At 66.0% G+C, this 18,767-nt stretch carries 28 protein-coding genes; 26 read left to right on the top strand and 2 right to left on the bottom strand.

What is annotated here, in order from left to right:
* Positions 1-4: 4 nt before the first annotated feature.
* Positions 5-751: an XRE family transcriptional regulator gene (locus tag BDW16_RS11630; RefSeq protein ID WP_157926339.1), complete on the bottom strand. Its 747-nt coding sequence runs from the start codon at positions 749-751 to the stop codon at positions 5-7.
* 130 nt (positions 752-881) lie between these two features.
* On the opposite strand from BDW16_RS11630, the gene BDW16_RS11625 reads away from it, so the two are divergent.
* From BDW16_RS11625 to BDW16_RS11560, 16 genes are all read left to right on the top strand, one after another.
* Entirely contained in the window at positions 882-1,211 is a 330-nt protein-coding gene (locus BDW16_RS11625; protein ID WP_066572625.1) for a YdaS family helix-turn-helix protein, read from the top strand.
* Entirely contained in the window at positions 1,208-1,660 is a 453-nt protein-coding gene (locus BDW16_RS11620) for a hypothetical protein (RefSeq protein WP_066572628.1), read from the top strand. Before BDW16_RS11625 ends, BDW16_RS11620 begins: the two co-directional genes overlap by 4 nt.
* Positions 1,657-2,106, top strand: a complete 450-nt coding sequence (locus tag BDW16_RS21110) for a hypothetical protein (protein ID WP_125958768.1) — start codon at positions 1,657-1,659, stop codon at positions 2,104-2,106. Before BDW16_RS11620 ends, BDW16_RS21110 begins: the two co-directional genes overlap by 4 nt.
* The gene (locus BDW16_RS11610) at positions 2,103-2,477 is read left to right on the top strand and encodes an ogr/Delta-like zinc finger family protein (RefSeq protein ID WP_066572634.1); all 375 of its coding nucleotides are present in this window, start codon (positions 2,103-2,105) and stop codon (positions 2,475-2,477) included. The genes BDW16_RS21110 and BDW16_RS11610 overlap by 4 nt, the downstream gene beginning before the upstream one ends.
* Positions 2,478-2,571: 94 nt before the next feature.
* Entirely contained in the window at positions 2,572-5,229 is a 2,658-nt protein-coding gene (locus BDW16_RS11605) for a toprim domain-containing protein (RefSeq protein ID WP_066572636.1), read from the top strand.
* 65 nt (positions 5,230-5,294) lie between these two features.
* A complete protein-coding gene (locus BDW16_RS21335; protein WP_157081355.1) occupies positions 5,295-5,468 on the top strand; it encodes a hypothetical protein in 174 nt (57 codons plus the stop codon).
* Between the two features lie 204 nt (positions 5,469-5,672).
* Entirely contained in the window at positions 5,673-5,846 is a 174-nt protein-coding gene (locus BDW16_RS21330; protein WP_157081356.1) for a hypothetical protein, read from the top strand.
* Positions 5,843-6,139, top strand: a complete 297-nt coding sequence (locus BDW16_RS11595) for a hypothetical protein (protein ID WP_066572638.1) — start codon at positions 5,843-5,845, stop codon at positions 6,137-6,139. The genes BDW16_RS21330 and BDW16_RS11595 overlap by 4 nt, the downstream gene beginning before the upstream one ends.
* Positions 6,136-6,399, top strand: coding sequence for a hypothetical protein (locus BDW16_RS11590; protein WP_066572639.1), 264 nt, complete (start codon positions 6,136-6,138; stop codon positions 6,397-6,399). Before BDW16_RS11595 ends, BDW16_RS11590 begins: the two co-directional genes overlap by 4 nt.
* 100 nt (positions 6,400-6,499) lie before the next feature.
* Positions 6,500-6,757, top strand: a complete 258-nt coding sequence (locus BDW16_RS11585; RefSeq protein ID WP_066572640.1) for a hypothetical protein — start codon at positions 6,500-6,502, stop codon at positions 6,755-6,757.
* On the top strand, positions 6,757-7,998 hold the full coding sequence (locus BDW16_RS11580; RefSeq protein ID WP_066572645.1) for a hypothetical protein: 1,242 nt from the start codon (positions 6,757-6,759) through the stop codon (positions 7,996-7,998). The genes BDW16_RS11585 and BDW16_RS11580 overlap by 1 nt, the downstream gene beginning before the upstream one ends.
* A 1-nt stretch (position 7,999) precedes the next feature.
* Positions 8,000-8,500, top strand: a complete 501-nt coding sequence (locus BDW16_RS11575) for an ASCH domain-containing protein (protein WP_066572646.1) — start codon at positions 8,000-8,002, stop codon at positions 8,498-8,500.
* The gene (locus tag BDW16_RS21655; RefSeq protein ID WP_241230429.1) at positions 8,497-8,994 is read left to right on the top strand and encodes an adenine nucleotide alpha hydrolase family protein; all 498 of its coding nucleotides are present in this window, start codon (positions 8,497-8,499) and stop codon (positions 8,992-8,994) included. Before BDW16_RS11575 ends, BDW16_RS21655 begins: the two co-directional genes overlap by 4 nt.
* Positions 8,995-9,006: 12 nt before the next feature.
* Complete coding sequence (locus BDW16_RS21650) at positions 9,007-9,741, top strand: hypothetical protein (protein WP_241230430.1); 735 nt, start codon at positions 9,007-9,009, stop codon at positions 9,739-9,741.
* Positions 9,738-10,382, top strand: a complete 645-nt coding sequence (locus BDW16_RS11565) for a hypothetical protein (RefSeq protein ID WP_066572648.1) — start codon at positions 9,738-9,740, stop codon at positions 10,380-10,382. Before BDW16_RS21650 ends, BDW16_RS11565 begins: the two co-directional genes overlap by 4 nt.
* Positions 10,379-11,071 carry a DNA methyltransferase gene (locus BDW16_RS11560; protein ID WP_066572650.1) on the top strand — a complete coding sequence of 231 codons (693 nt, stop codon included), beginning with the start codon at positions 10,379-10,381 and terminating at the stop codon, positions 11,069-11,071. The genes BDW16_RS11565 and BDW16_RS11560 overlap by 4 nt, the downstream gene beginning before the upstream one ends.
* Positions 11,072-11,079: 8 nt before the next feature.
* On the opposite strand, the gene BDW16_RS11555 is transcribed toward BDW16_RS11560, so the two are convergent.
* On the bottom strand, positions 11,080-11,292 hold the full coding sequence (locus BDW16_RS11555; RefSeq protein WP_066572653.1) for a hypothetical protein: 213 nt from the start codon (positions 11,290-11,292) through the stop codon (positions 11,080-11,082).
* Between the two features lie 59 nt (positions 11,293-11,351).
* Between BDW16_RS11555 and BDW16_RS11550 the strand changes: the two genes are divergently transcribed.
* The 10 genes from BDW16_RS11550 (at position 11,352) to ribH (ending at position 18,758) form a co-directional block, all read left to right on the top strand.
* Positions 11,352-11,531: a hypothetical protein gene (locus BDW16_RS11550; protein WP_066572656.1), complete on the top strand. Its 180-nt coding sequence runs from the start codon at positions 11,352-11,354 to the stop codon at positions 11,529-11,531.
* The gene (locus tag BDW16_RS11545) at positions 11,528-11,800 is read left to right on the top strand and encodes a helix-turn-helix domain-containing protein (protein WP_066572659.1); all 273 of its coding nucleotides are present in this window, start codon (positions 11,528-11,530) and stop codon (positions 11,798-11,800) included. Before BDW16_RS11550 ends, BDW16_RS11545 begins: the two co-directional genes overlap by 4 nt.
* Positions 11,797-12,891 carry a tyrosine-type recombinase/integrase gene (locus BDW16_RS11540; RefSeq protein ID WP_066572660.1) on the top strand — a complete coding sequence of 365 codons (1,095 nt, stop codon included), beginning with the start codon at positions 11,797-11,799 and terminating at the stop codon, positions 12,889-12,891. Before BDW16_RS11545 ends, BDW16_RS11540 begins: the two co-directional genes overlap by 4 nt.
* A gap of 164 nt (positions 12,892-13,055) precedes the next feature.
* A complete protein-coding gene (gltX, locus tag BDW16_RS11535; RefSeq protein WP_066572661.1) occupies positions 13,056-14,381 on the top strand; it encodes a glutamate--tRNA ligase in 1,326 nt (441 codons plus the stop codon).
* Positions 14,382-14,533: 152 nt separating this feature from the next.
* Positions 14,534-15,214 carry an energy transducer TonB gene (locus tag BDW16_RS11530; RefSeq protein ID WP_066572663.1) on the top strand — a complete coding sequence of 227 codons (681 nt, stop codon included), beginning with the start codon at positions 14,534-14,536 and terminating at the stop codon, positions 15,212-15,214.
* A 43-nt stretch (positions 15,215-15,257) separates the two neighbouring features.
* On the top strand, positions 15,258-15,614 hold the full coding sequence (locus BDW16_RS11525; RefSeq protein WP_066572666.1) for a hypothetical protein: 357 nt from the start codon (positions 15,258-15,260) through the stop codon (positions 15,612-15,614).
* A gap of 14 nt (positions 15,615-15,628) precedes the next feature.
* The gene (gene ribD, locus BDW16_RS11520) at positions 15,629-16,585 is read left to right on the top strand and encodes a bifunctional diaminohydroxyphosphoribosylaminopyrimidine deaminase/5-amino-6-(5-phosphoribosylamino)uracil reductase RibD (RefSeq protein WP_066572930.1); all 957 of its coding nucleotides are present in this window, start codon (positions 15,629-15,631) and stop codon (positions 16,583-16,585) included.
* A gap of 4 nt (positions 16,586-16,589) precedes the next feature.
* A complete protein-coding gene (locus BDW16_RS11515) occupies positions 16,590-17,201 on the top strand; it encodes a riboflavin synthase (RefSeq protein WP_066572668.1) in 612 nt (203 codons plus the stop codon).
* Positions 17,161-18,339 carry a 3,4-dihydroxy-2-butanone-4-phosphate synthase gene (gene ribB, locus BDW16_RS11510; protein ID WP_083954130.1) on the top strand — a complete coding sequence of 393 codons (1,179 nt, stop codon included), beginning with the start codon at positions 17,161-17,163 and terminating at the stop codon, positions 18,337-18,339. The genes BDW16_RS11515 and ribB overlap by 41 nt, the downstream gene beginning before the upstream one ends.
* Positions 18,339-18,758, top strand: a complete 420-nt coding sequence (ribH, locus tag BDW16_RS11505) for a 6,7-dimethyl-8-ribityllumazine synthase (protein WP_066572671.1) — start codon at positions 18,339-18,341, stop codon at positions 18,756-18,758. The genes ribB and ribH overlap by 1 nt, the downstream gene beginning before the upstream one ends.
* Positions 18,759-18,767 lie beyond the last annotated feature (9 nt).

Genomic DNA, 18,767 nt, shown 5'->3' with positions numbered 1-18,767 from the left:
GTGACTACATCTTCCGAAGATTGCCGCACACCCGCCCGATCAGGCGAATTTCCTCCATATCGAAGATTTCGTCGGAAACCGTCGGATTGTCAGACATCACCTTGATCTGCCCGCCGCCGATCGACCGCAGCCGCTTGAGGCCGCCAAGATCGCCATATCCCACCGCCCAAATCTCGTCCTGGCGGGTCAACCGCGTCTCCCCCATGTCGATCAGCACGAGATCGCTGTCGAGGATCGTGGGATACATCGAATCGCCGCGGCCGCGCGCGAAGCGCAACAGCGAAGGGTGTGACTTGCTGAAATGAGCGATCCACTCCCGCGGCACATAGCGGCGGACGATTTCAAGATCGTCGTGCAGGACAGTCGAACCCATGCCGAATTCGAGCGAGATTTCATCGACCGGGACTAGGTCGAGTTGTTCCGCCATATCATCTGCGGTGATGCTCACATTCTGCGCATCCGCCAGTCCTCCGCCGCCAAGTTGTTCGGGCTTCTGCAGCTGCTTTGCGCTTGTTCCTGCCCGGATTGCAGCGAGATCGTCTTCGGATATCTCGTGGCCGTCAGCATCGAACATATCGATTTTGTCGTCGGTCGTTCCGACAAGCCAACCCAAATTTACGCCTAGGTTCTCGGCGATTCTAGGAAGCAAGCGTGACTGACGGGTCACTCCATTCAGGATCATGCTGATCGCGCCCTGCGTCGCACCCACGGCGGACGCCAGATCATCTTGCGTGCAACGGATTTCATCCATGCGCTCGCGAAGCCGCCGGGCCGTGATCGGTAGTTCTTTCGCCACGATCGAAGCGTGTATCGAACGTCGTTCTAATATCGTCATTAGTTCCCTATTGACGCGCTAATGAATCGCTAATATGCGCTAATGCATGGATACGAAACCGACCCGGTATGAAGCGCTGAAGCTGGTTGTTGAGGCCTATGGATCGCAGGAGGCTACTGCCGAAACGTTCGGCGTCGCGCAGTCCACCGTCAGCCGGTGGCTCACCCAATCCAAACAGTTGCCGGTCGAGTATGTGCTTCAAGCGGAAGCCGACACCCAGATTTCAAGGCATTGGCTCCGGCCTGACATTTACCCTGTTGAGCATTCGCGTCCCCCCGTTCGTTTCCTTGGGGTAGATCGAGCGGCCACGCGCTTCCACGGCAATAGCTCGCCCGATTTGGACATCGGCCAGCGTCGCGGAGTAGCACGGGCATGACGAAGCATCGCCGCCCCCTGACCCCATATCGCGCGCTATCTCGTATTGCCGACACGCTCGGATGGGACGGCTGCGCCTCGGTGATCGAAAAGTCCGAGTGGACAGTTCGCAAGCTCAGCGATCCCGACACGGGCCGCAATATTAGCCTGCAGGACGCGATCCGGCTTGACCAGGCCTACCGTCGCGCTGGAGGCTTGGGCGCGCCCCTATTCGAAGCCTATGCGTCCGCGATCGATTTCTCCGATGACACCCCGGCTGCGCGCCGCGCAGCGCTGGTGCACGCGTCCAGCAAGGCGGCGAAGGAGACTGGTGAAGCTATAGCGGCCGCGCTGTCATCGGCTGCTGCGTCCGATGATCCCGTCGTGCATGCGCGGGCTATTGCCGAGGTCGAGGAGGGCATGGAGGCTTTCCAGTCGCTGCTGGTGAGCCTGCGGGGAAGCCGCCAATGACCAAGCGGCGCGAACCCTTCTCATATCACCACACGCTTGTGGAGGTGGCAGCGGTCATCGGTTGGAACCGATGCGCCGCTATCTGCGGCGTCTCCACGCGAAGCGTCCGCAATTGGTCCGACCCTGAGTGCGAGGTCGAAATCCGAATGATCGACGCCGAACGGTTAGATCAGGAGTATCTCGTTCAAGGCGGCACCTATGCACCGTTTCACCGTCTCCTTTCCGTGCGGCTCGATATAGCGCGCCGGGGTGTCCCGGATAGCGATCTGAATGCCAATATCATCGAAGCCGCGGGGACAAGCGGCGGCGCCGTGGCGGCGCTGGTCGCCGTCAATGCCCGCCCCCACGATGTGAAGGCTCGGAGAGATGCCCTGCAGTGGGCGCAGCGCGCAATCGACGCCCTTTCAGCTTGTGCCGCCCTTCTTGGAGGAGGAACCGACCGATGACCGTCCCGGGGGGGAAACTTCACGGACAGCCGCTGATCGAGGCGCCACTGGAATTTCGCGTTCGCTCCGGCGGCGCGCCTGCCCGGGACTCTGCCTTCATCACCTGCCCGAAGTGCGAAGCGCCCTGCTTTATTCGCCGGTCTGAGCGCATCACCGAAAAGGTGAAACACCTCCACGCGCACTGCACCAACACGGGCTGCGGGCATACGTTCATGGCCGAGGTGAGCTTCGTTTACAGCTTCAACCCGGGGCTGGTGAGCCGCCCCGATCTCGACCTTCCGCTCTGCCCGCGGGAGAAAATCCCGCACGTCCTGCCGCCCCGCGGCGGCGGTGAACCCGAGAGCGACCAGATCAGCATGTTCTCCGGCTAGCGCCGGACAACCCCACCCGAACCCTTTTTGACCAACGGACCCCGGCGCCCTGCGCGCCGGGCAAGGGCACCGCTTTGCCCGGAGATATCGCCGCGTGAGTTTCGCCGACCAAATCATTTCCGGCCTCAAGGATCAGTTTCGCTTCCGCAAGGATAAGGGGGCGTGGCTGCAGGAGGGGCAGTGCCCGGGCTGCCAGCGGTGGGAAGCGTATTGCGCGGCCGTCGAGCCGAAGATCGTGCGCTGCGGCCGACAGGAAAACTGCGGCTGGGAAGACACCGTTCGCAACCTGCTCCCCGACCTGTTCGAGGACTGGTCGAAGCGGTTCCGCATTACCGAGGAGCGGCCCAACGCGTCGGCCGACGCCTATCTCGAATTCGAGCGGGGCCTCGATCTCAAGCTGCTCGAGGGCAGCTACACTCAGGAGACGTATCAGGATCCGCAGAGCGGCCACACCACGGCGACGGTGCGGTTCCGCATCGGCGATACCCATTGGGAACGGCTGATCGATCGCGTCGGGCGCTTCGAAAAGAAGGCGCACTTCAAGAAGGGCGGGAGCTGGAAGGGGCACGTATGGACGCCCCCCGGCGTCACGATCGACGATCTCGCCCGCGCCGACGATATCCTGATCGCCGAGGGCATTTTCGACGCGGCGGCGCTGCACCAGGTTGGCAAAGCCGCTGTGTCGGCCATGTCGGTCAACGTCTGGCCGGAGCACTTCCTCGCCGACCTGCGCGCCGCGCTCGAGCGGGCAAAGAAGGTCACGCGTCCCCGGCTCGTTTTCGCGTTCGACGTCGGCAAGGCGGGCACCGAATGGACCCGCAAGTTCGTCGACAAGGCCGTCGAGCAGGGCTGGGACGCGACCGCGATGCAGGTCCGGCCCGATGGCGAGGGCACAAAGCTCGACTGGAATGACCTGCTGCTGCGCCACAAGGCATGGCGCGGCGAGCCGGAAAAGGCGCCGCTCTCCGCAGCCGCGTTCGAAGAATACCTTTGGAACGGCGCCGTCACCATCGCGAAAAAGCCCCGCGAAAAGGCGAAGCTGATCGCCGATCGTCTGGCGCTCGCATCCTTCGATTTTCGTCATGGCAACCGCCTGTGGTGGGGCCGCGTCAAATATGACGAGGAGCAGAGCCGGTCGATCGAGGTCGATGAGATCGCAAACTGCGCGTTCCGCCTGCTCTACCGCGAGCGGGACGAGATCTCGGACGAAACCAACTACTTCCTGCAGGTAGATTTCCCCTACGCCCAGCCCAGCGTGAAGGCGCGCTTTTCGGCCGCGGCCTGCGCGAACAGCGGTGAATTCAAGAAGCGGCTGATGGCCTTCGCCGGAATGTGGTCGGGCACCGGCGAGCAGCTGGACCGGCTGATGCGCAATCAGACGCGCCAGCTCAAGGTTGTCGAGCCGATCTATTTCACCGGCTACTCGCACCCGCACAAGGCGTGGTTGCTGGGCGACATTGCCGTTCGCGACGGCCGCGTGATCGCGATCAACCGCGAGAGCTACTTCGATTTCGGCAAGGCCGCGGTGAAGCCGCGCTCTACCGAACGCCTGCTCGACATCGCCTATGACCCGGATCAGCTCGACTTCGACTGGCTCCCCGACGTGTGGACGGCATGGGGACCGCGCGGCCTGGTCGCGCTCGGCTTCTACGTCATGTCGCTATTCGCGGTGCAGATCCGCCTGCGCGAAAAGTCGATCGGCTTCCTCGAGATAACCGGCGAGCCGGGTTCGGGCAAATCGACGATCGTCGAGTTCCTGTGGAAGCTGTGCGGCCGCGCGGATTACGAGGGGTTCGACCCCAACAAGGCGACGCCGGCGTTCATCGCGCGCAGCCTGGTCAAGGTGTCGAACCTCCCCGTCGGCTTGGTCGAGGGCAAGCGCGACGAAGACAAGCGCGGCGGCTACCGCCAGTTCGACTACAACGACCTGCTCGTTCTGTTCAACGGCCGCTCCCCGCGCGGCACCGGCCAAAAGTCGAACGGCTACGAGACGAGCGAGCCGCCCTTCCTCGGCACGATCTATCTCGTTCAGAACGACCGCATCGACGCGATCCCCGCCGTCCTCGAGCGGCTTATGTCGATGCGGATCGACAAGGACGGCCGCACCGATGCCACGCGACAGGCCGCGCTCCGCCTCGAGCAATGGCCGCTAGAGCGCGCCTCGGGCACGATCATCCATATCCTTCGCCAGGAAGCGAAGTGGCTCACCTTCTATTTCGAACGGTCGGCGCACCACGAGAAGGATCTGCGCAAGCGCGCCGACGGGCTGCACAACGATCGCATAATCAAGAACCATCGCCAGCTCGCCGCTGCGGTGGAAACGCTCCCCAAGCTGTTCCCGAATTGCCGCCCCGAATGGGTGGCGGAAACGATTCAGTTCATCGACGCCATGGCGCTCGACCGCCAGCTCTCGACCGGCGGCGATCATCCCAAGGTCGCCACCTTCTGGGAGCGCTATAACTGGCTGATCGATCGCGAGACGGTCGAGCAGTATTATGAAGGCCGCTCGCTCAACCAGCATCGTGACCACGACAATCTGATCGCGGTCAACCTGGTTGAGTTCGAATCGCGCTGTCGCGCCGCCGGTCTCGTCCCGCCCGATATGGACGAGCTGAAAAAGCTCCTGCGCGGCAGCAAGAGTCGCAAGTTCATCGCGACCAAAAAGGTCAACAACCCGGTCAACAAGATCGTCTCCTGCTGGGTGTTCAACCAGCCAGCGAAGGACACCGCGCGGGCGGAGGGCGACCGATGATCGTCCGCCGCGCCCGCGCCCCACCGCGCTCCGGTTCGCCTTTCCCTCGAACCCGGAGATTCCAAATGACCACCAAGCTCGACGAACCCGTCACCTTCGAATGTGCCTGCGGCGAGAAACAGAACGCCGTTGGCCCGGTGCTGCCCGATGGCTGGGCGATCCGCGCCGGATCGGCCGTCTGCTCCGATTGCGCCATCGCGCCGGCCCGCGGCCGTCGCCCGCGCCGGGTGGCGGCCTGAAATGCGCGCCGCCCCTCGCATCCATAGCCAGGACTGCCCCTGCTCGCGGTGCCGGTATCCACACATCGACCGGCGCTTCGCCGCTCGGCGCAGCCCCAGCTGGGCGCTGCAGTGGCTGCTCGGCTCGCTGACCGGCTGCGCGATCATCCTCGCGATCGGCGCGGCGGGCGGCCCGTCCCCTCTCGTCCTGATCGGAGGTGCGCCATGAAGCACTATGGCCCCTGGATGCGCAGCGAGATCGAAACGCTGCGCCGCGCATATCCCGCCGGCGGATACAAACGCGTCGGCCAGCTCCTGCCGCACCGCTCGCTCGACGCGATCCGGATGCGCGCCAGCGCGCTCGGGATCCGTAGCGAACGCGGGCGGAGGCCGGCATGACCCGCGCCTCCATCTGCGACGTCCCCGGCTGTGGCCGCGGGCGGAAGCGCTGGCAGCGTCTATGCGACCGCTGCTTCGCCAAACTGCCCGGCGAGATCCGCACCGGCATCAAGGAAGCGAAGCACGAGCGGCGCAACAAGGACTGGCAGTCCCTCCGCCGTCGGGCCGCGGCCTTCCTCAACCTCGACCGCAACCCCGCCCAGGACGCGCTTGACCAGCGCCTGCGGCGCGTCCCGCCCGATCAGGCCTTCGCGCTGCAGGCCCGCATGCTCGGCGAAAGGAACGATACATGACATTCACGGTGATCCATGGCGCCCCGGAAACGGGCAAGACGCGCTTCGCTGAGCGCTTCCGCAAACATTACGGTTGCTCGAGGATCTTCGAAGAATGGGATCCCGAGGGGCGGACGCGGCAACGCGCCGATCCACGCCCCGGCGATCTCGTCCTGACGCAGCTCTCGGCGGAGCGGATCCGGCACCAACTCGGCCCGGGTCCGCGCATCGTCAGCATCGCGGACGCATTGCGCGCGATCGGCGTCGGGTCCGCCACGTGACGCCCCCGCCGAAAGTCATGCGGCCGATCGGCGCGCTGATCCTGCTGCTCGCCCCCGTGCCGTGCCTCGCCCTCATCATCCTCATCGTCCGGAGTCTGACATGACGAACCCGTGCAATTGCGTCGCCGACTTCAATCGCAAGCTCGCCGAGCGCAACACCCGCATCATCGAGACGATCGGTATCCCCCGCGACGGTGGCCCGCTGTTCACACGGCCGACGATTCGGACTGAGAAAATCGAGACTCGCAAGCGCGTCGGACCCGCCATCGCGGTCCCGACCTACTGCCCGTTCTGCGGCGTCCGCTATGATGCGGAGCCTGTGGCGCCTGCGCAGCCGACGGTCGAGGATCCGGCCTGATGCCCCGCGCCAAAGCCCCCGCGTGGACGTCGGAGGAGATCGCCGTGCTCCACGAGATCTACCCCGTCGGCGGCATCAACGCCGTAACCGATCTGCTCCCGGAGCGCAGCTGGCAGGCCATCTTCGTGATGGCTAGCAGACTCGGGATTCGGAGCACCGTCGTCACCGAAGCGCCGAAAGCCCGCCTGCAGGGCGACCGCCTTGAGCGCGCGATCGTGATGCGAGAGGAACAGGGCTGGTCATTCGCCCGCATCGGCGCCGAGCTGGGCGTCAGCGAGGCCAGCGCGTGCAATGCGGTCCTGATAGCCCTCTGCACGCGGAAGGGGTTCCGACCCGCCGAGCGCGACGCCAAGGGCCGCTTGCTGCCCGAGGGGATCGAGCGCCTGCGCTATGCGCTGCGCAAGGGGTACAAGGGCGTCGATATCCAGCTGCGGCTTGGCCTCAGCGCGGGCCGCATCGCAGAGGAACGTCGCCGATATAGTGCCGAACTCAAGGCGGCGGGGAAGGTGCCGTTGCCCCCGCCCGGCGGCGGCGAAGCATATTCCGGCGTGAAGGTGTCGCGCGCCATGATCGCGGCGATCGAGGCTGCGTTCATGGAAGGCCTCGGGACACTCAAGGTTCACGAGCGGACCGGCGCCAGCAAAACGACGATCCTGCGCGCACGAGATCGCCTGATCGGTCGTTTGTCACGGAAGGGCCAGTGCCTCCCGGGTTGCGATATCGGTGGCAAGCGCGTCCGCTATACCGATCATTTCTTCCAGATCCCCGACGCTGCCCGGGCTGAGTTCCGCCGGCTGATCCTCGTGGAGGGCATGTCCGCGCGCCGCGCAGGGCTGCACGCCGGCATCGGTGGCAGCGAGGCGTACCGCATGCGCGAGGCGATCGTCGCAGATTTCGAGGCCGCAGGCCTTCCAATACCGTCAACGCGACGCCTTCCGTCCCGCGGCCCAGCATACCGTCGCGTCACCGCCGAGGACGCGCTGCTGCCCACCGGCAAGGCGGCGATGGCGGCCTATCGCCAGTATGCTGCCGCACACGGCTATCCGGCCGCGCGCCAGAAGCTGGCCGACGATCGTGCTGCCGCCGCCGCTGCGGCACGGGAGGAAGCACGGCGGCCGAAATCCTTTGAGGAACAACTCGCCCTGGTCGCCGCCGGCAAAGCGCGTGTCGTCGCCAATATTCCCCTCCGCCGCCCCGATCCCACCGGGACGCTTGGCGGTGTCGCAACCGGAGCGCTGTGACATGAAAGCACTCACCATCTGGCAGCCTTGGGCCTCCCTGATCGACGTCGGTGCCAAGCCCTACGAGTTCCGGGGCTGGCGCGCGCCTCGGTCGATCGTCGGCCAGCGCATCGTGAACCACGCCGCCGCGCGAAAGATCGATACCGAGGAGGTGATCTTCATGCTCCGCGTGCTCGAGCTTCGCGAGAAGTGCGAGCGGTTCGGCCGCGCCGCCGCCGAGCTGTGCCTCAGACCCGCTCTCGCAATCCCCGTCCTCGAGGCAGCGTTGCGCGACGAGCTGCCACTCGGCGCTGGTCTCGGCACGATGATCGTCGGCGAGCCTCGCCCCGGCACCGACATCGCCGTCGAACTTGGCATTCCGCGCGCCAACGATAGCGACCGCGACGAACATGCAATGTGGGGCTGGCCCTTGCTCAGCGTCGATCGCTGGCCCCAGCCGGTCCCGATGCGCGGCGCCCAAGGCCTGTGGAACTGGCCGACGCCGGCGGAGGCGCTGCTATGAGGCGCCCGATCGACAATCTTTTCGCCGCCGGCGTCCGCATGGTCAGCGAGGAAGCGATCGACCTGACCCTCGCATCGCTCCGCGCCTATTGGAGCGAGCACGAGCACGTGGCGATAGCGTGGTCGGGCGGGAAGGACAGCACCGCCACCCTCACCCTGATCGTGCATCTGATCGAGGCCGGGCATCTTCCCCGGCCCAAGCGCCTCTACGTCTTCTACGCCGATACCCGACAAGAGCTTTTGCCGATCCAGATCGCCGCGCTCGCGATCATCGACAAGCTGCGCGAGCGCGACTGGATCGAAGTCACCGTCGTCTGCGCCCCGCTCGACAAGCGCTTCTGGGTTTACATTCTCGGCCGTGGCGTGCCTCCGCCGAACAACAACACCCTTCGCTGGTGCACCCGACAGATCAAAGTCGATCCCATGACGGCCGCGCTTGAGCAGGCGCTCGATGGGATCGGAGGCTCCGCCCTGATGATCACGGGCGTTCGCTAGGGCGAGAGCGCGATGCGCGACGGCCGTATCACCATGTCCTGCGGCAAGGATGGCGCGGAGTGCGGGCAGGGCTGGTATCAGAAGGTGCTACCCGACGCGAAGGGCATCCGCGGGCGGATCGCGACGCTTGCTCCGCTCCTCCACTGGCGCGTGTGCATCGTTTGGGATTGGCTGATGTTTTACGCGCCGCAGCCGGAATTCGGTGGCTGGCCGACACGGATCCTCGCCGAGGCCTATGGCGGCGACGACGCGATCGAGAAGAACGCCCGCACCGGCTGCATAGAGTGCCCGCTCGCGTCGGACGATACCGCGATGCAAACCATCATCGCCATGCCCCAATGGGCCTACACGGCACCCCTACGTCGCATCCGTCAGCTGCACCGCTATTTGCGGGGGCCGGGGCAACGCCTCCGCAAGCCCGGCGCCGAAACGCTGAAATCGGGTGCGCTGGCAGCCAACCCCCAGCGCATGGGGCCACTCACCTTTGAGGCTCGGCTCTACGGCCTCGAATTTATCCTCGCCGTGCAGGCCGAAATCAACGAAGCGGCAGCGCGCTTAGGCCGCCCGCCCATTGATCTGATCAATGCCGTCGAGGAAGCGAGGATCCGTGAGCTGGTCGCCGCCCGCACCTGGCCCGACGGATGGACCGGCGACGAGCCGATCGCGACGACGTGGCTGGATCGCGTAAATCAAGATGGCTCCGTTGAGCCGATCCTATTTCGCGATCTCGTTGGAGCGCCGCGATGATCGGTTACGCATCCCGCACGGGCACGAGGCGGAACCTCGACGCGCTGCGCGCTGCGGGCTGGCGCCTAATGGTGTCGGCCCGCGGGGCGCTGCGCACCGAGGGTTTCCCCTACGCCCTCGACAACGGCGCATGGACATCGTTCCAGCGCAACGAGCCGTTCGATACGGTAGCCTTCGAGCGCGCAGTGGATCAGCTCGGCGCTGGCGCCGACTTCATCGTCGTCCCCGATATCGTCAACGGTGGGATCGCGAGCCTGACGAGATCGCGGCACTGGTGGGAAAAGCTGCGCTTCACCTACGACCACATCGGACACGTCCCGCTGCTGATCGCCGTTCAGGACGGCTTCGATCCGCGCCATGTCGTGCCTCTCCTCTCGCCCAGGACCGGCGTTTTCATCGGCGGCACGACCGGGTGGAAAGAGCGCACGATGCGCCGTTGGGCCGCGCTCGCGCGGTCCCGCGGGGCGATCTGCCATGTCGGCCGGGTAAACACCGCGCGTCGGATACGGCTGTGCGAAGCCGCCGGCGTGGACAGCTTCGACGGCTCGAGCGCATCCCGCTTCGCCGTCACATTGCGCCCGCTGGATCTGGCGCGGCAGCAGACCGACCTTGAGGGTTACATTGCGAGGAAGGCGGCATGACGCCCGTCATCATCGGCCCCGCGACCCTCTACCTGGGCGACGCCTACACGCTCCGTCCTACGCTAGGCTTCCACGACGCCGACATCTTCGACCCGCCCTACCTCATCCGCGCCAGCGGCGGCGGTCGGTATCGCGCGAAGCGGCCGAGCTTCGATCAAATGGTCGCCGAGGGGCTTCACCGCGGCTTCGATCTGGCCATCATCAACCCGCTGCTCTGCGGCGCCGCTGTCGTTTTCGCCCATAACGACCAGCTCGCCGAACTGCTGGCGCACGCCAAGGGCAGCTTTCACCGTCACGCCCTGTGCGTGTGGCAGAAGGTCAACCCTCAGCCCGTCGCCAACAAGCACTATCGCGCCGATTGCGAATTCTACGTCCATGCCTGGCAACGTGGCTATCATCCTCGCGGCGAGCTTACCGATCTTCATCGCGTGCGCCGGATCTCCTCGCCTCGAGGCGCCGCCCGCTTCGGCCATCCGACCACCAAGCCCGATGCGCTCATGTCGGGCATTGTCCGCAACGTCGCCGGCAAAACCATCTGCGACCCGTTCATGGGCACCGGCTCCACCGGCGTCGCGGCGATCCGCGCCGGGAAGCGCTTCACCGGGATCGAGCACAATCCCGCGCACTTCGAAACCGCTGTCGCCCGCATCGCCGCTGCAGTGGCAGAGGCCGAAAGCGAGGCGGCATGATTGCGCCCCTAGAGCTTGGCGATCAGCCCGCTTATGTCGCGGCCGGCGATCTCCTCGCTCCTGTCATCCATCTTGATCACGAGCTGATCGACGTCCGCGTCGGCGAGCGACCGCGCGTGAATCACGCAATCCCTGACCGTCGCGTTGGACAGCTCTGCCCGATCGCGACCATTGATGCGGTAGTAGAGCTTGGCGGGCGCGTTCCAGTCGATCTCGGCCATGGGTTCCTCCCTGCTGCGGCTGATATGCGCGCAGCGGCCCGGGGAGTCGAGGCTCGGCCATGAAGCCCAACCCCGGCCATATGCCCCCTGAGGCCTACGGCAAGAACGTCCGCGTCCGCCTTTTCGCGGATCCGCCGAACCGCGAGCCGCACGTCTGGCCAGCCAGCGGCAAGGGCGGTTGCTGTTGGGAGCTGCGCAACTATCCCTTCGATATCCGCGAATACGAGGTGGTCGGATGACCGCCGCTGCGCTCCTGACCGAAAACGAGGCGGCCGCACGGCTGCGCGTTTGCGCGCGCACCCTGCGCAAGGCGCGTCAGGCGGGCCACCTGCGATATATTCGCATCGGCCGGAAAGTTCTCTACGCCACCGATGATCTGGACCTTTTCGTAGAGCGTGCTCGCGTCGTCGATGCGCCCAGGCCTAAGCGGGCCGCAGCAGGGGCTTCGCCGAATCGAGCCACTGGCGTTATCGTCCCGTTCTCGAAACGGGCCGGGCGGCGGGAATGAGTGTCTATAAACCTAAGCGCAAACCCTACTATCTCTATGATTTCGTGTGGAACGGGCAACGCTATCACGGGTCCACCGGCCTCGAATCGAAGCGTGACGCGCTCGCCTACGAGTCGATCGTCCGGCGCGATGCCATCCTCGGGATCAACCAGAAGCTCCCCATCACGCTCGACGAAGCGTGCGGCCTCTATGAGGATCACGCGAAGCACCTCCCGAGCTGGCCGAGCATAGAGGGCTTCCTTGAACGCCTTATCGCGGGGCTGGGGGGCACCCGCTTCCTGCACCAGATTGGACAGGCTGACCTGCAGGAGTTCGTTGCCCGACGCCGCGGCGAGGTGTCGAACGCGTCGGTCAATCGCGAGATCGACAATGCTCGCGCCGTGTGGCGGCGCGTCGATGGACTGCGCCGATACAATGTCGGTGAGATGCCTGATTGGTCCCGCCTGTATCTCAAGGTGGCCAACCGCCCGCCGCGCGAGCTGAGCTTCGATGAAGAAGACAACCTATTCAGCGAGTTGCGCGATGATCTTGTGGATGCCGTGGATTTCGCCCTTCAATCGGGGTGGCGGCTAGGAGAGGTTATCGGCCTTCGCTGGTCGGACCTGAATTTGCAGACCGCTCAGGCGCAGACGCGTATCAAGGGCGGCGATGTGGTGAAACGACCGCTCACAGCTGCGCTGGTCGCGCTGGTCGCACGCCAACCGAAGGTTGGTCCGATGGTGTTCACCTATGTCGCGCAGCGGACGAAGCCGGAATTTATCGACAAGCGCGGGCGGACGCAGCCAGGGCGCAAGAAGGGCGAGCGCTATCCGCTGACAAAGACGGCCCTGCGTAAGCCCTTCGCCGCTGCAAAGGCAGCGGGCGGGATCGACGGCTTCCGGTTCCACGATCTGCGCCATACGCGCGGCACGCGCATCGTCCGCACGACCGGCTCCCTCGCGGCCGCGAAGGAAGCGCTGAAACACCGCAACATCAAAACGACCCTGCGCTACGCGCATGTGCTGGACGAAGACGTCCGCAGCGCCCTCGCTGCGTCGGACTCCCGACCAGTTCCCGACCGGAAGAAGCCGGTTCTCAAAAAAATCAAATAAGCTCAGCGCGTTGAACGCGGTGGACGCCATCCGTGTAAACGAGATGCTCTACCAACTGAGCTAAGCGCCCGGCGCATGGCCGTGTGCGTCCCGATAGGCGGGTTCGGCGCGCACGTAAACCGGGCAACGTTTCGCAGCGATGCGAAATCGGCTAGCGGGCCTGCATGACCGTCGTCACCCGTTTCGCCCCCAGCCCCACCGGCCGCCTGCATGTCGGCAACATCCGCACCGCGCTCCACAACTGGATGTGGGCGCGCAAACAGGGCGGGCGGTTCCTGCTGCGGATCGACGACACCGACGGCGAGCGCTCGCGCGAAGAGCATGTGCTCTCGATCCGCGACGACCTTGCCTGGCTCGGCCTCGTCCCCGATGGCGAGGCGCGCCAGTCGCAGCGTTTCGATCTCTACGAACGCCGTTTCGCCGAGCTGGCCGCCGCAGGCCGCGTCTATCCGGCCTATGAGACCCAGCAGGAGCTCGATCTCAAGCGCAAGATCCTGCTCGGCCGCGGCCTGCCTCCGGTCTATGATCGCGCCGCGCTCGCGCTCGCCGATGCCGATCGTGCGCGCCTCGAAGCCGAGGGCGTCCGCCCGCACTGGCGTTTCCGACTCGATCATTCCGCCGCGATCGAGTGGCACGATCTGATCCGCGGTCCCCAGCGCTTCGATCCGGCGACGATGAGCGATCCGGTGGTGCGCCGCGCCGACGGGTCGTGGCTCTATCTTCTCCCTTCGGTGATCGACGATATCGACATGGGCATCACCCATGTCGTGCGCGGCGAGGACCATGTCTCGAACACCGCCGCGCAGCTCCAGATGTTCGACGCGCTCGGCGCCACGCCGCCGGCCTTCGCGCATGAAGCGCTGCTGACCGGATCGGAAGGCAAGCTTTCCAAGCGCCTCGGCTCGCTCGGCGCCGATCATTTCCGCAACGCGGGGATCGAGCCGCAGGCGATCGTGGCGCTGCTCGCCCGGCTTGGTACCAGCGACCCGGTCGAGCCGCAGGCCGATCCCGCGCCGTTGCTGGCGACGTTCGATTTCGCGCGATTCGGCCGCGCGCCCGCCCGGTTCGACGAAGCCGAGCTCGCTCAGCTCAACGCGCGGATCCTCCATCAGCTCGATTATGAAACGGTCGCTTCGCGCCTGCCCGCCGGGATGGATGAAGCGGGCTGGGATGCCGTTCGGCCCAATCTCTCCACCCTCGCCGAAGCGGCCGACTGGTGGCAGGTGGTCGAAGGGCCGGTCGATGCGGTCCGCGATCCGGGCGATTCGGCGTTTCTCGCGCAGGCAGCGCAGGCGGCCGCCGGTCTCGACTGGTCGGACGATCCCTGGCACGCGCTCACCAACGCGCTCAAGGATGCGACGGGGCGCAAGGGCAAGGCGCTGTTCCTTCCGCTGCGCCGCGCGCTCACCGGCCGCGATTCGGGGCCGGACATGGCTGCTTTGCTGCCGCTCATCGGCCGCGACCGCGCAATCGCCCGCCTGCGCGGCTGACGGCGCCTGCCGGGCGCCCCCCGCAGTCCGGCCCTCTTATCCTTCGGACATCGGCTCGCTTCGCCGCCGTAAGCAAACGTCTTGCCGCACGATTGTAATGATGTATCATTCCCTTCATCCGGTGGAACAAGCCGGAAGCAAGGAGAGCAGCCATGTATGCCGACAGGTATCATTCTACTGCATCGCGACCGGCCGGGGCCGGAGCCGCGCTTCTGATCAGCGGCACGATCATTCTCGGCCTCTATTATGCCGGTCCGAAGATCGGTCCCGGCGGGATCACCACGATCCTCACGGGAACGAACATCCCGGTCGTCGAACCCAAGCCGGTCGATCCCGAGCCCGTGCGCCAGACCGAGCGGCGGAAGCCGGTCACGACGCCGCTTCCGTACACGCCCGACCCGCTTGTCGATGTCCGGACCGACCGGCCCGCCGTCGCCGGCACCGACGTGATCGGTCCGGTCACGATCGACCCTCCAGGCCCGATCGGACCGATCGGCCCGGTGAACGGCGGCGGGGGCGCCACGGTCGAGCCGCCGCGCCCGCCGGTGATGGTCGGTCCCTCGGTCGATCCGCGCTTCGCCGACGCGCTTCAGCCGCCCTATCCGCCTGCCGAGATCCGCGCGGGAACCGAAGGCAGCGTCACCGCGCGCGTGCTGATCGGCACCGACGGGCGGGTCAAGGCGATCGATATCGTGAAGAGCCCCAGCGCCGGGCTGGCAGAGGCGACGCGCAGGCAGGCGCTCGCCCGCTGGCGCTTCAAGCCGGCCACGCGCGACGGCGTGCCGGTCGAGGGGTGGAAGACGATGACGCTGCGTTTCCAGATCGTCGAGTAGCCAGGGCTGGTCCCGGCCGCGCGGCACGCCTATCTTGCGCCCCATGTTCTTTCTTCGGCGCAACAAGCACGTCTCGTCGGTCGGGCCGCTTCAGGACCTTCGCGAGGTCCTGCGCATCCGCCACCGCTATCAGCTCTGGTTCCTGCTCGCGTCCTTCGCGACCACCGCCCTGATCCTCGCCGGCTTCTATTTCGACTCCTATTTCGAACGCGCCTACAAGCGCGAAATCGTCTACGTAGAAAGCTGGCCCGCCGACCGAACGCTCGAGCAGATCGTCGCGCAGCAGAAGATCGATGAGGAGGCTCGCCAGAAGCGCGAGGCCGAGCGAAAGGCGAAAGCCGAGAAGAAGCGCCTCGAATACAAGAAGATCGACGACCAGCTCAAGTCGCTGGGCCTGTGAGCGATGCACGCTGGATGGCTGCGGCACTGACGCTGGCCTCGCGCGGCCAGCGAGTGACGGCACCCAACCCCAATGTCGGCTGCATGCTTGTCCACGCAGGACATGTCGTCGGCCGCGGCTGGACCCAGGCAGGTGGCCGCCCCCATGCCGAAGCGATGGCGCTGGATGAAGCTGGTGAGGCCGCGCGCGGCGCCACCGCCTATGTCACGCTCGAACCATGCGCTCACGAATCGGCACGCGGCCCGGCCTGCGCCAATCTGCTGATCGCGGCAGGCGTCGCGCGTGTCGTCGTGGCGATGCGTGATCCCGATCCACGCACCGACGGCAAGGGGATCGCCCGGCTGGAAGAGGCCGGAATCGCGGTGACCACCGGCATCGGCGAGGCCGAGGCGCAACGCACCATTGCCGGCTTCCTCACCCGCCGGTTCAAGGGGCGGCCGCATGTGACGCTCAAGCTCGCGACTTCGCTCGACGGGTGCATCGCGCTGGCCAATGGCGAGAGCCGCTGGATCACCGGTCCGGAAGCACGCGCCCATGCCCATCTCGAACGCGCGCGGCACGAAGCGATCCTGATCGGCCGCGGCACGCTGGAACGCGATGCCCCCAGGCTAGACGTCCGTCTTCCCGGCCTGGAATCGCGCGCGCCGCGGCGCATCCTTCTCTCGGCACGCACCGCTGACGGGTGGCACATGATCTCGCAGCCGTCGGCGATCGCCACGCTGGTGGGCGTCGATCACCTGCTGGTCGAAGGCGGCGCCCTCACCGCCGCCACCTTCCTGCGCGCCGATATGGTCGATCGCCTTCTGCTCTATCGCGCGCCCGTGCTGCTCGGCGGCAAGCCAGGCATCGCCGATCTCGGCCTTACCGAACTGGGCGGCGCGCATGGCCGCTGGCAAATCACCGACACGCGCATGCTTGGCAGCGACCGGCTCGAGGTCTACGAGCGCGCCAGCAAACGGGATTCAGAATAACGGTATGTTCACGGGAATCGTCACCGATATCGGCACCGTCGAAGCCGTGGAGGATCGCGGCGACCTGCGCGTTCGCGTCTCCACGGCATATGACACCACCACGGTGGATCTGGGCGCGTCGATCGCCTGCTCGGGCGTATGCCTTACCGTCGTCGATAAGGCGCCGGGCTGGTTCGCAGTCGATGTCTCGCACGAAACCGTCTCCCGCACCGCCGATCAGTGGGCGCAGGGCCGTCGCCTCAACCTCGAGCGCGCGTTGAAGCTTGGCGAGGAACTGGGCGGCCATATCGTCACCGGCCATGTCGACGGCACCGGCACCGTGCTGGAGATCGCTCCCGATGGCGACTCGCAACGGATCACCTTCTCCGTCCCCGCCGCACTGGCTCCCTTCATCGCCGCCAAGGGCTCGATTACGATCGACGGCGTCTCGCTCACCGTGAACACGGTGACGGACCAGCCGGACCGCAGCGCGCAGTTCACCGTCAACCTCATTCCGCATACCCAGGCCGTCACCACCCTCGGCGCGCTCGCGCAGGGTCAGGCCGTCAACCTCGAGATCGACGTGCTCGCACGCTATCTCCAACGCATGGAGGCCCATCGTGGCCCAGCCCGGTAAGAATCCCGAACTCGCACGCCTGCGCCACGCCTTCCTCTCCACGCCCGAAGAGATCATCGACGAGGCGCGAAACGGCCGCATGTTCATCTTGGTCGACGACGAGGATCGCGAGAATGAGGGCGACCTGGTCATCCCAGCCCAGATGGCGACCCCCGACGCGATCAACTTCATGGCCAAGCATGGCCGCGGCCTGATCTGTCTAGCAATGACCAAGGAGCGCACCGACCAGCTTGGGCTCGAGCCGATGGCGCGCCGCAACGGCACCCGCATGGGCACAGCCTTCACCGTATCGATCGAGGCGAAGGAAGGCGTCACCACCGGCATCTCCGCCGCCGATCGCGCGCGCACCGTCGCGGTCGCGATCGACGCGAGCAACGGTCCTGCCGACCTCGTCTCGCCCGGCCATGTCTTCCCGCTCGTCGCGCGCGAAGGCGGCGTGCTCGTCCGCGCCGGCCATACCGAGGCCGCGGTCGACGTCGCACGCCTCGCAGGCCTCAACCCCTCGGGCGTGATCTGCGAGGTGATGAAGGACGACGGGACGATGGCCCGGCTCGACGATCTCGTTTCCTTCGCGCAGCTCCACAACCTCAAGATCGGCACGATCCGTGATCTGATCGCCTATCGCCACCGCTACGATCATCTCGTCGAGCGTCGCGCGGAGACCAGCTTCACCAGCCGCTGGGGCGGCGATTGGCGCGTCGTCACCTTCTGGAACAAGGCCGCAGGTACCGAGCAGATCGCCCTGCTCAAGGGCCGCGTCAGTCCCGACAAGCCCACGCTGGTCCGCATGCATGTCCTCTCGCCCTTCGGCGATCTGTTCGGCGAAGAGGGGGCGCGCGGCAAGCTGCTCGAACGGTCGATGCAGATCATCGGCGAAGAGGGTGCGGGCGTGATCGTCGTCATCAACCGGCCGCGCGCCGATGCCTTCACCATGGCGGTCGAGCGCAAGGCCGGCATCCGCACCGAGGCGGATATGGAGGAGCTGCGCGACTATGGCGTCGGCGCGATGATCCTGACCGAGCTCGGCGTCGAGGAGATGATCCTCCTCACCAACACCCACCACACGCTGGTCGGTCTTGACGGCTACGGCCTGTCGATCGTCGGCGAACGCCCGATCGACCTCGGAGGAAATGTCTGATGGCCAAGGTTCTGCTCGTCGAAGCCCGCTTCTACGATCATCTCAACGACATGCTCCTCGCCGGCGCCCGCGCCGCGATCGAGGCGGCGGGCCACAGCCATGAGACGATCACCGTCCCCGGCGCGCTAGAAGTGCCCGGCGCGATCGCTATGGCGGCGGAGACCGGCCGCTACGACGCCTATGTCGCGCTCGGCGTGGTCATCCGCGGCGAGACCTATCATTTCGAGATCGTCTCGAACGAAAGCGCACGCGGCGTAATGGCGCTGACGATGGACGGCATCCCTATCGGGAATGGCATCCTGACGACCGAGAACGAGGCCCAGGCGATCGTGCGTGCCGATCCCAAGCATCTGAACAAGGGCGGCGGTGCGGCAGAGGCGGCGCTGGCGATGCTCGCGCTCAAGGACAGGCTTGGTTGAGGCGCGTGT

Origin of the sequence: Sphingomonas koreensis (genome assembly GCF_002797435.1) — a bacterium.
Lineage (GTDB): Bacteria > Pseudomonadota > Alphaproteobacteria > Sphingomonadales > Sphingomonadaceae > Sphingomonas > Sphingomonas koreensis.
The sequence above is the reverse complement of the archived record's forward strand: the minus strand, read 5'-3'. Positions and strand labels throughout refer to the sequence as shown.

Bases quoted from the DNA above. Each gene is read 5' to 3' on its own strand.
- BDW16_RS11630 (WP_157926339.1), bottom strand. From the start codon at position 751: ATGGATGAAATCCGTTGCACGCAAGATGATCTGGCGTCCGCCGTGGGT.
- BDW16_RS11625 (WP_066572625.1), top strand. From the start codon at position 882: ATGGATACGAAACCGACCCGGTATGAAGCGCTGAAGCTGGTTGTTGAG.
- BDW16_RS11620 (WP_066572628.1), top strand. From the start codon at position 1,208: ATGACGAAGCATCGCCGCCCCCTGACCCCATATCGCGCGCTATCTCGT.
- BDW16_RS21110 (WP_125958768.1), top strand. From the start codon at position 1,657: ATGACCAAGCGGCGCGAACCCTTCTCATATCACCACACGCTTGTGGAG.
- BDW16_RS11610 (WP_066572634.1), top strand. From the start codon at position 2,103: ATGACCGTCCCGGGGGGGAAACTTCACGGACAGCCGCTGATCGAGGCG.
- BDW16_RS21335 (WP_157081355.1), top strand. From the start codon at position 5,295: ATGACCACCAAGCTCGACGAACCCGTCACCTTCGAATGTGCCTGCGGC.
- BDW16_RS21330 (WP_157081356.1), top strand. From the start codon at position 5,673: ATGAAGCACTATGGCCCCTGGATGCGCAGCGAGATCGAAACGCTGCGC.
- BDW16_RS11595 (WP_066572638.1), top strand. From the start codon at position 5,843: ATGACCCGCGCCTCCATCTGCGACGTCCCCGGCTGTGGCCGCGGGCGG.
- BDW16_RS11590 (WP_066572639.1), top strand. From the start codon at position 6,136: ATGACATTCACGGTGATCCATGGCGCCCCGGAAACGGGCAAGACGCGC.
- BDW16_RS11585 (WP_066572640.1), top strand. From the start codon at position 6,500: ATGACGAACCCGTGCAATTGCGTCGCCGACTTCAATCGCAAGCTCGCC.
- BDW16_RS11580 (WP_066572645.1), top strand. From the start codon at position 6,757: ATGCCCCGCGCCAAAGCCCCCGCGTGGACGTCGGAGGAGATCGCCGTG.
- BDW16_RS11575 (WP_066572646.1), top strand. From the start codon at position 8,000: ATGAAAGCACTCACCATCTGGCAGCCTTGGGCCTCCCTGATCGACGTC.
- BDW16_RS21655 (WP_241230429.1), top strand. From the start codon at position 8,497: ATGAGGCGCCCGATCGACAATCTTTTCGCCGCCGGCGTCCGCATGGTC.
- BDW16_RS21650 (WP_241230430.1), top strand. From the start codon at position 9,007: ATGCGCGACGGCCGTATCACCATGTCCTGCGGCAAGGATGGCGCGGAG.
- BDW16_RS11565 (WP_066572648.1), top strand. From the start codon at position 9,738: ATGATCGGTTACGCATCCCGCACGGGCACGAGGCGGAACCTCGACGCG.
- BDW16_RS11560 (WP_066572650.1), top strand. From the start codon at position 10,379: ATGACGCCCGTCATCATCGGCCCCGCGACCCTCTACCTGGGCGACGCC.
- BDW16_RS11555 (WP_066572653.1), bottom strand. From the start codon at position 11,292: ATGGCCGAGATCGACTGGAACGCGCCCGCCAAGCTCTACTACCGCATC.
- BDW16_RS11550 (WP_066572656.1), top strand. From the start codon at position 11,352: ATGAAGCCCAACCCCGGCCATATGCCCCCTGAGGCCTACGGCAAGAAC.
- BDW16_RS11545 (WP_066572659.1), top strand. From the start codon at position 11,528: ATGACCGCCGCTGCGCTCCTGACCGAAAACGAGGCGGCCGCACGGCTG.
- BDW16_RS11540 (WP_066572660.1), top strand. From the start codon at position 11,797: ATGAGTGTCTATAAACCTAAGCGCAAACCCTACTATCTCTATGATTTC.
- gltX (WP_066572661.1), top strand. From the start codon at position 13,056: ATGACCGTCGTCACCCGTTTCGCCCCCAGCCCCACCGGCCGCCTGCAT.
- BDW16_RS11530 (WP_066572663.1), top strand. From the start codon at position 14,534: ATGTATGCCGACAGGTATCATTCTACTGCATCGCGACCGGCCGGGGCC.
- BDW16_RS11525 (WP_066572666.1), top strand. From the start codon at position 15,258: ATGTTCTTTCTTCGGCGCAACAAGCACGTCTCGTCGGTCGGGCCGCTT.
- ribD (WP_066572930.1), top strand. From the start codon at position 15,629: ATGGCTGCGGCACTGACGCTGGCCTCGCGCGGCCAGCGAGTGACGGCA.
- BDW16_RS11515 (WP_066572668.1), top strand. From the start codon at position 16,590: ATGTTCACGGGAATCGTCACCGATATCGGCACCGTCGAAGCCGTGGAG.
- ribH (WP_066572671.1), top strand. From the start codon at position 18,339: ATGGCCAAGGTTCTGCTCGTCGAAGCCCGCTTCTACGATCATCTCAAC.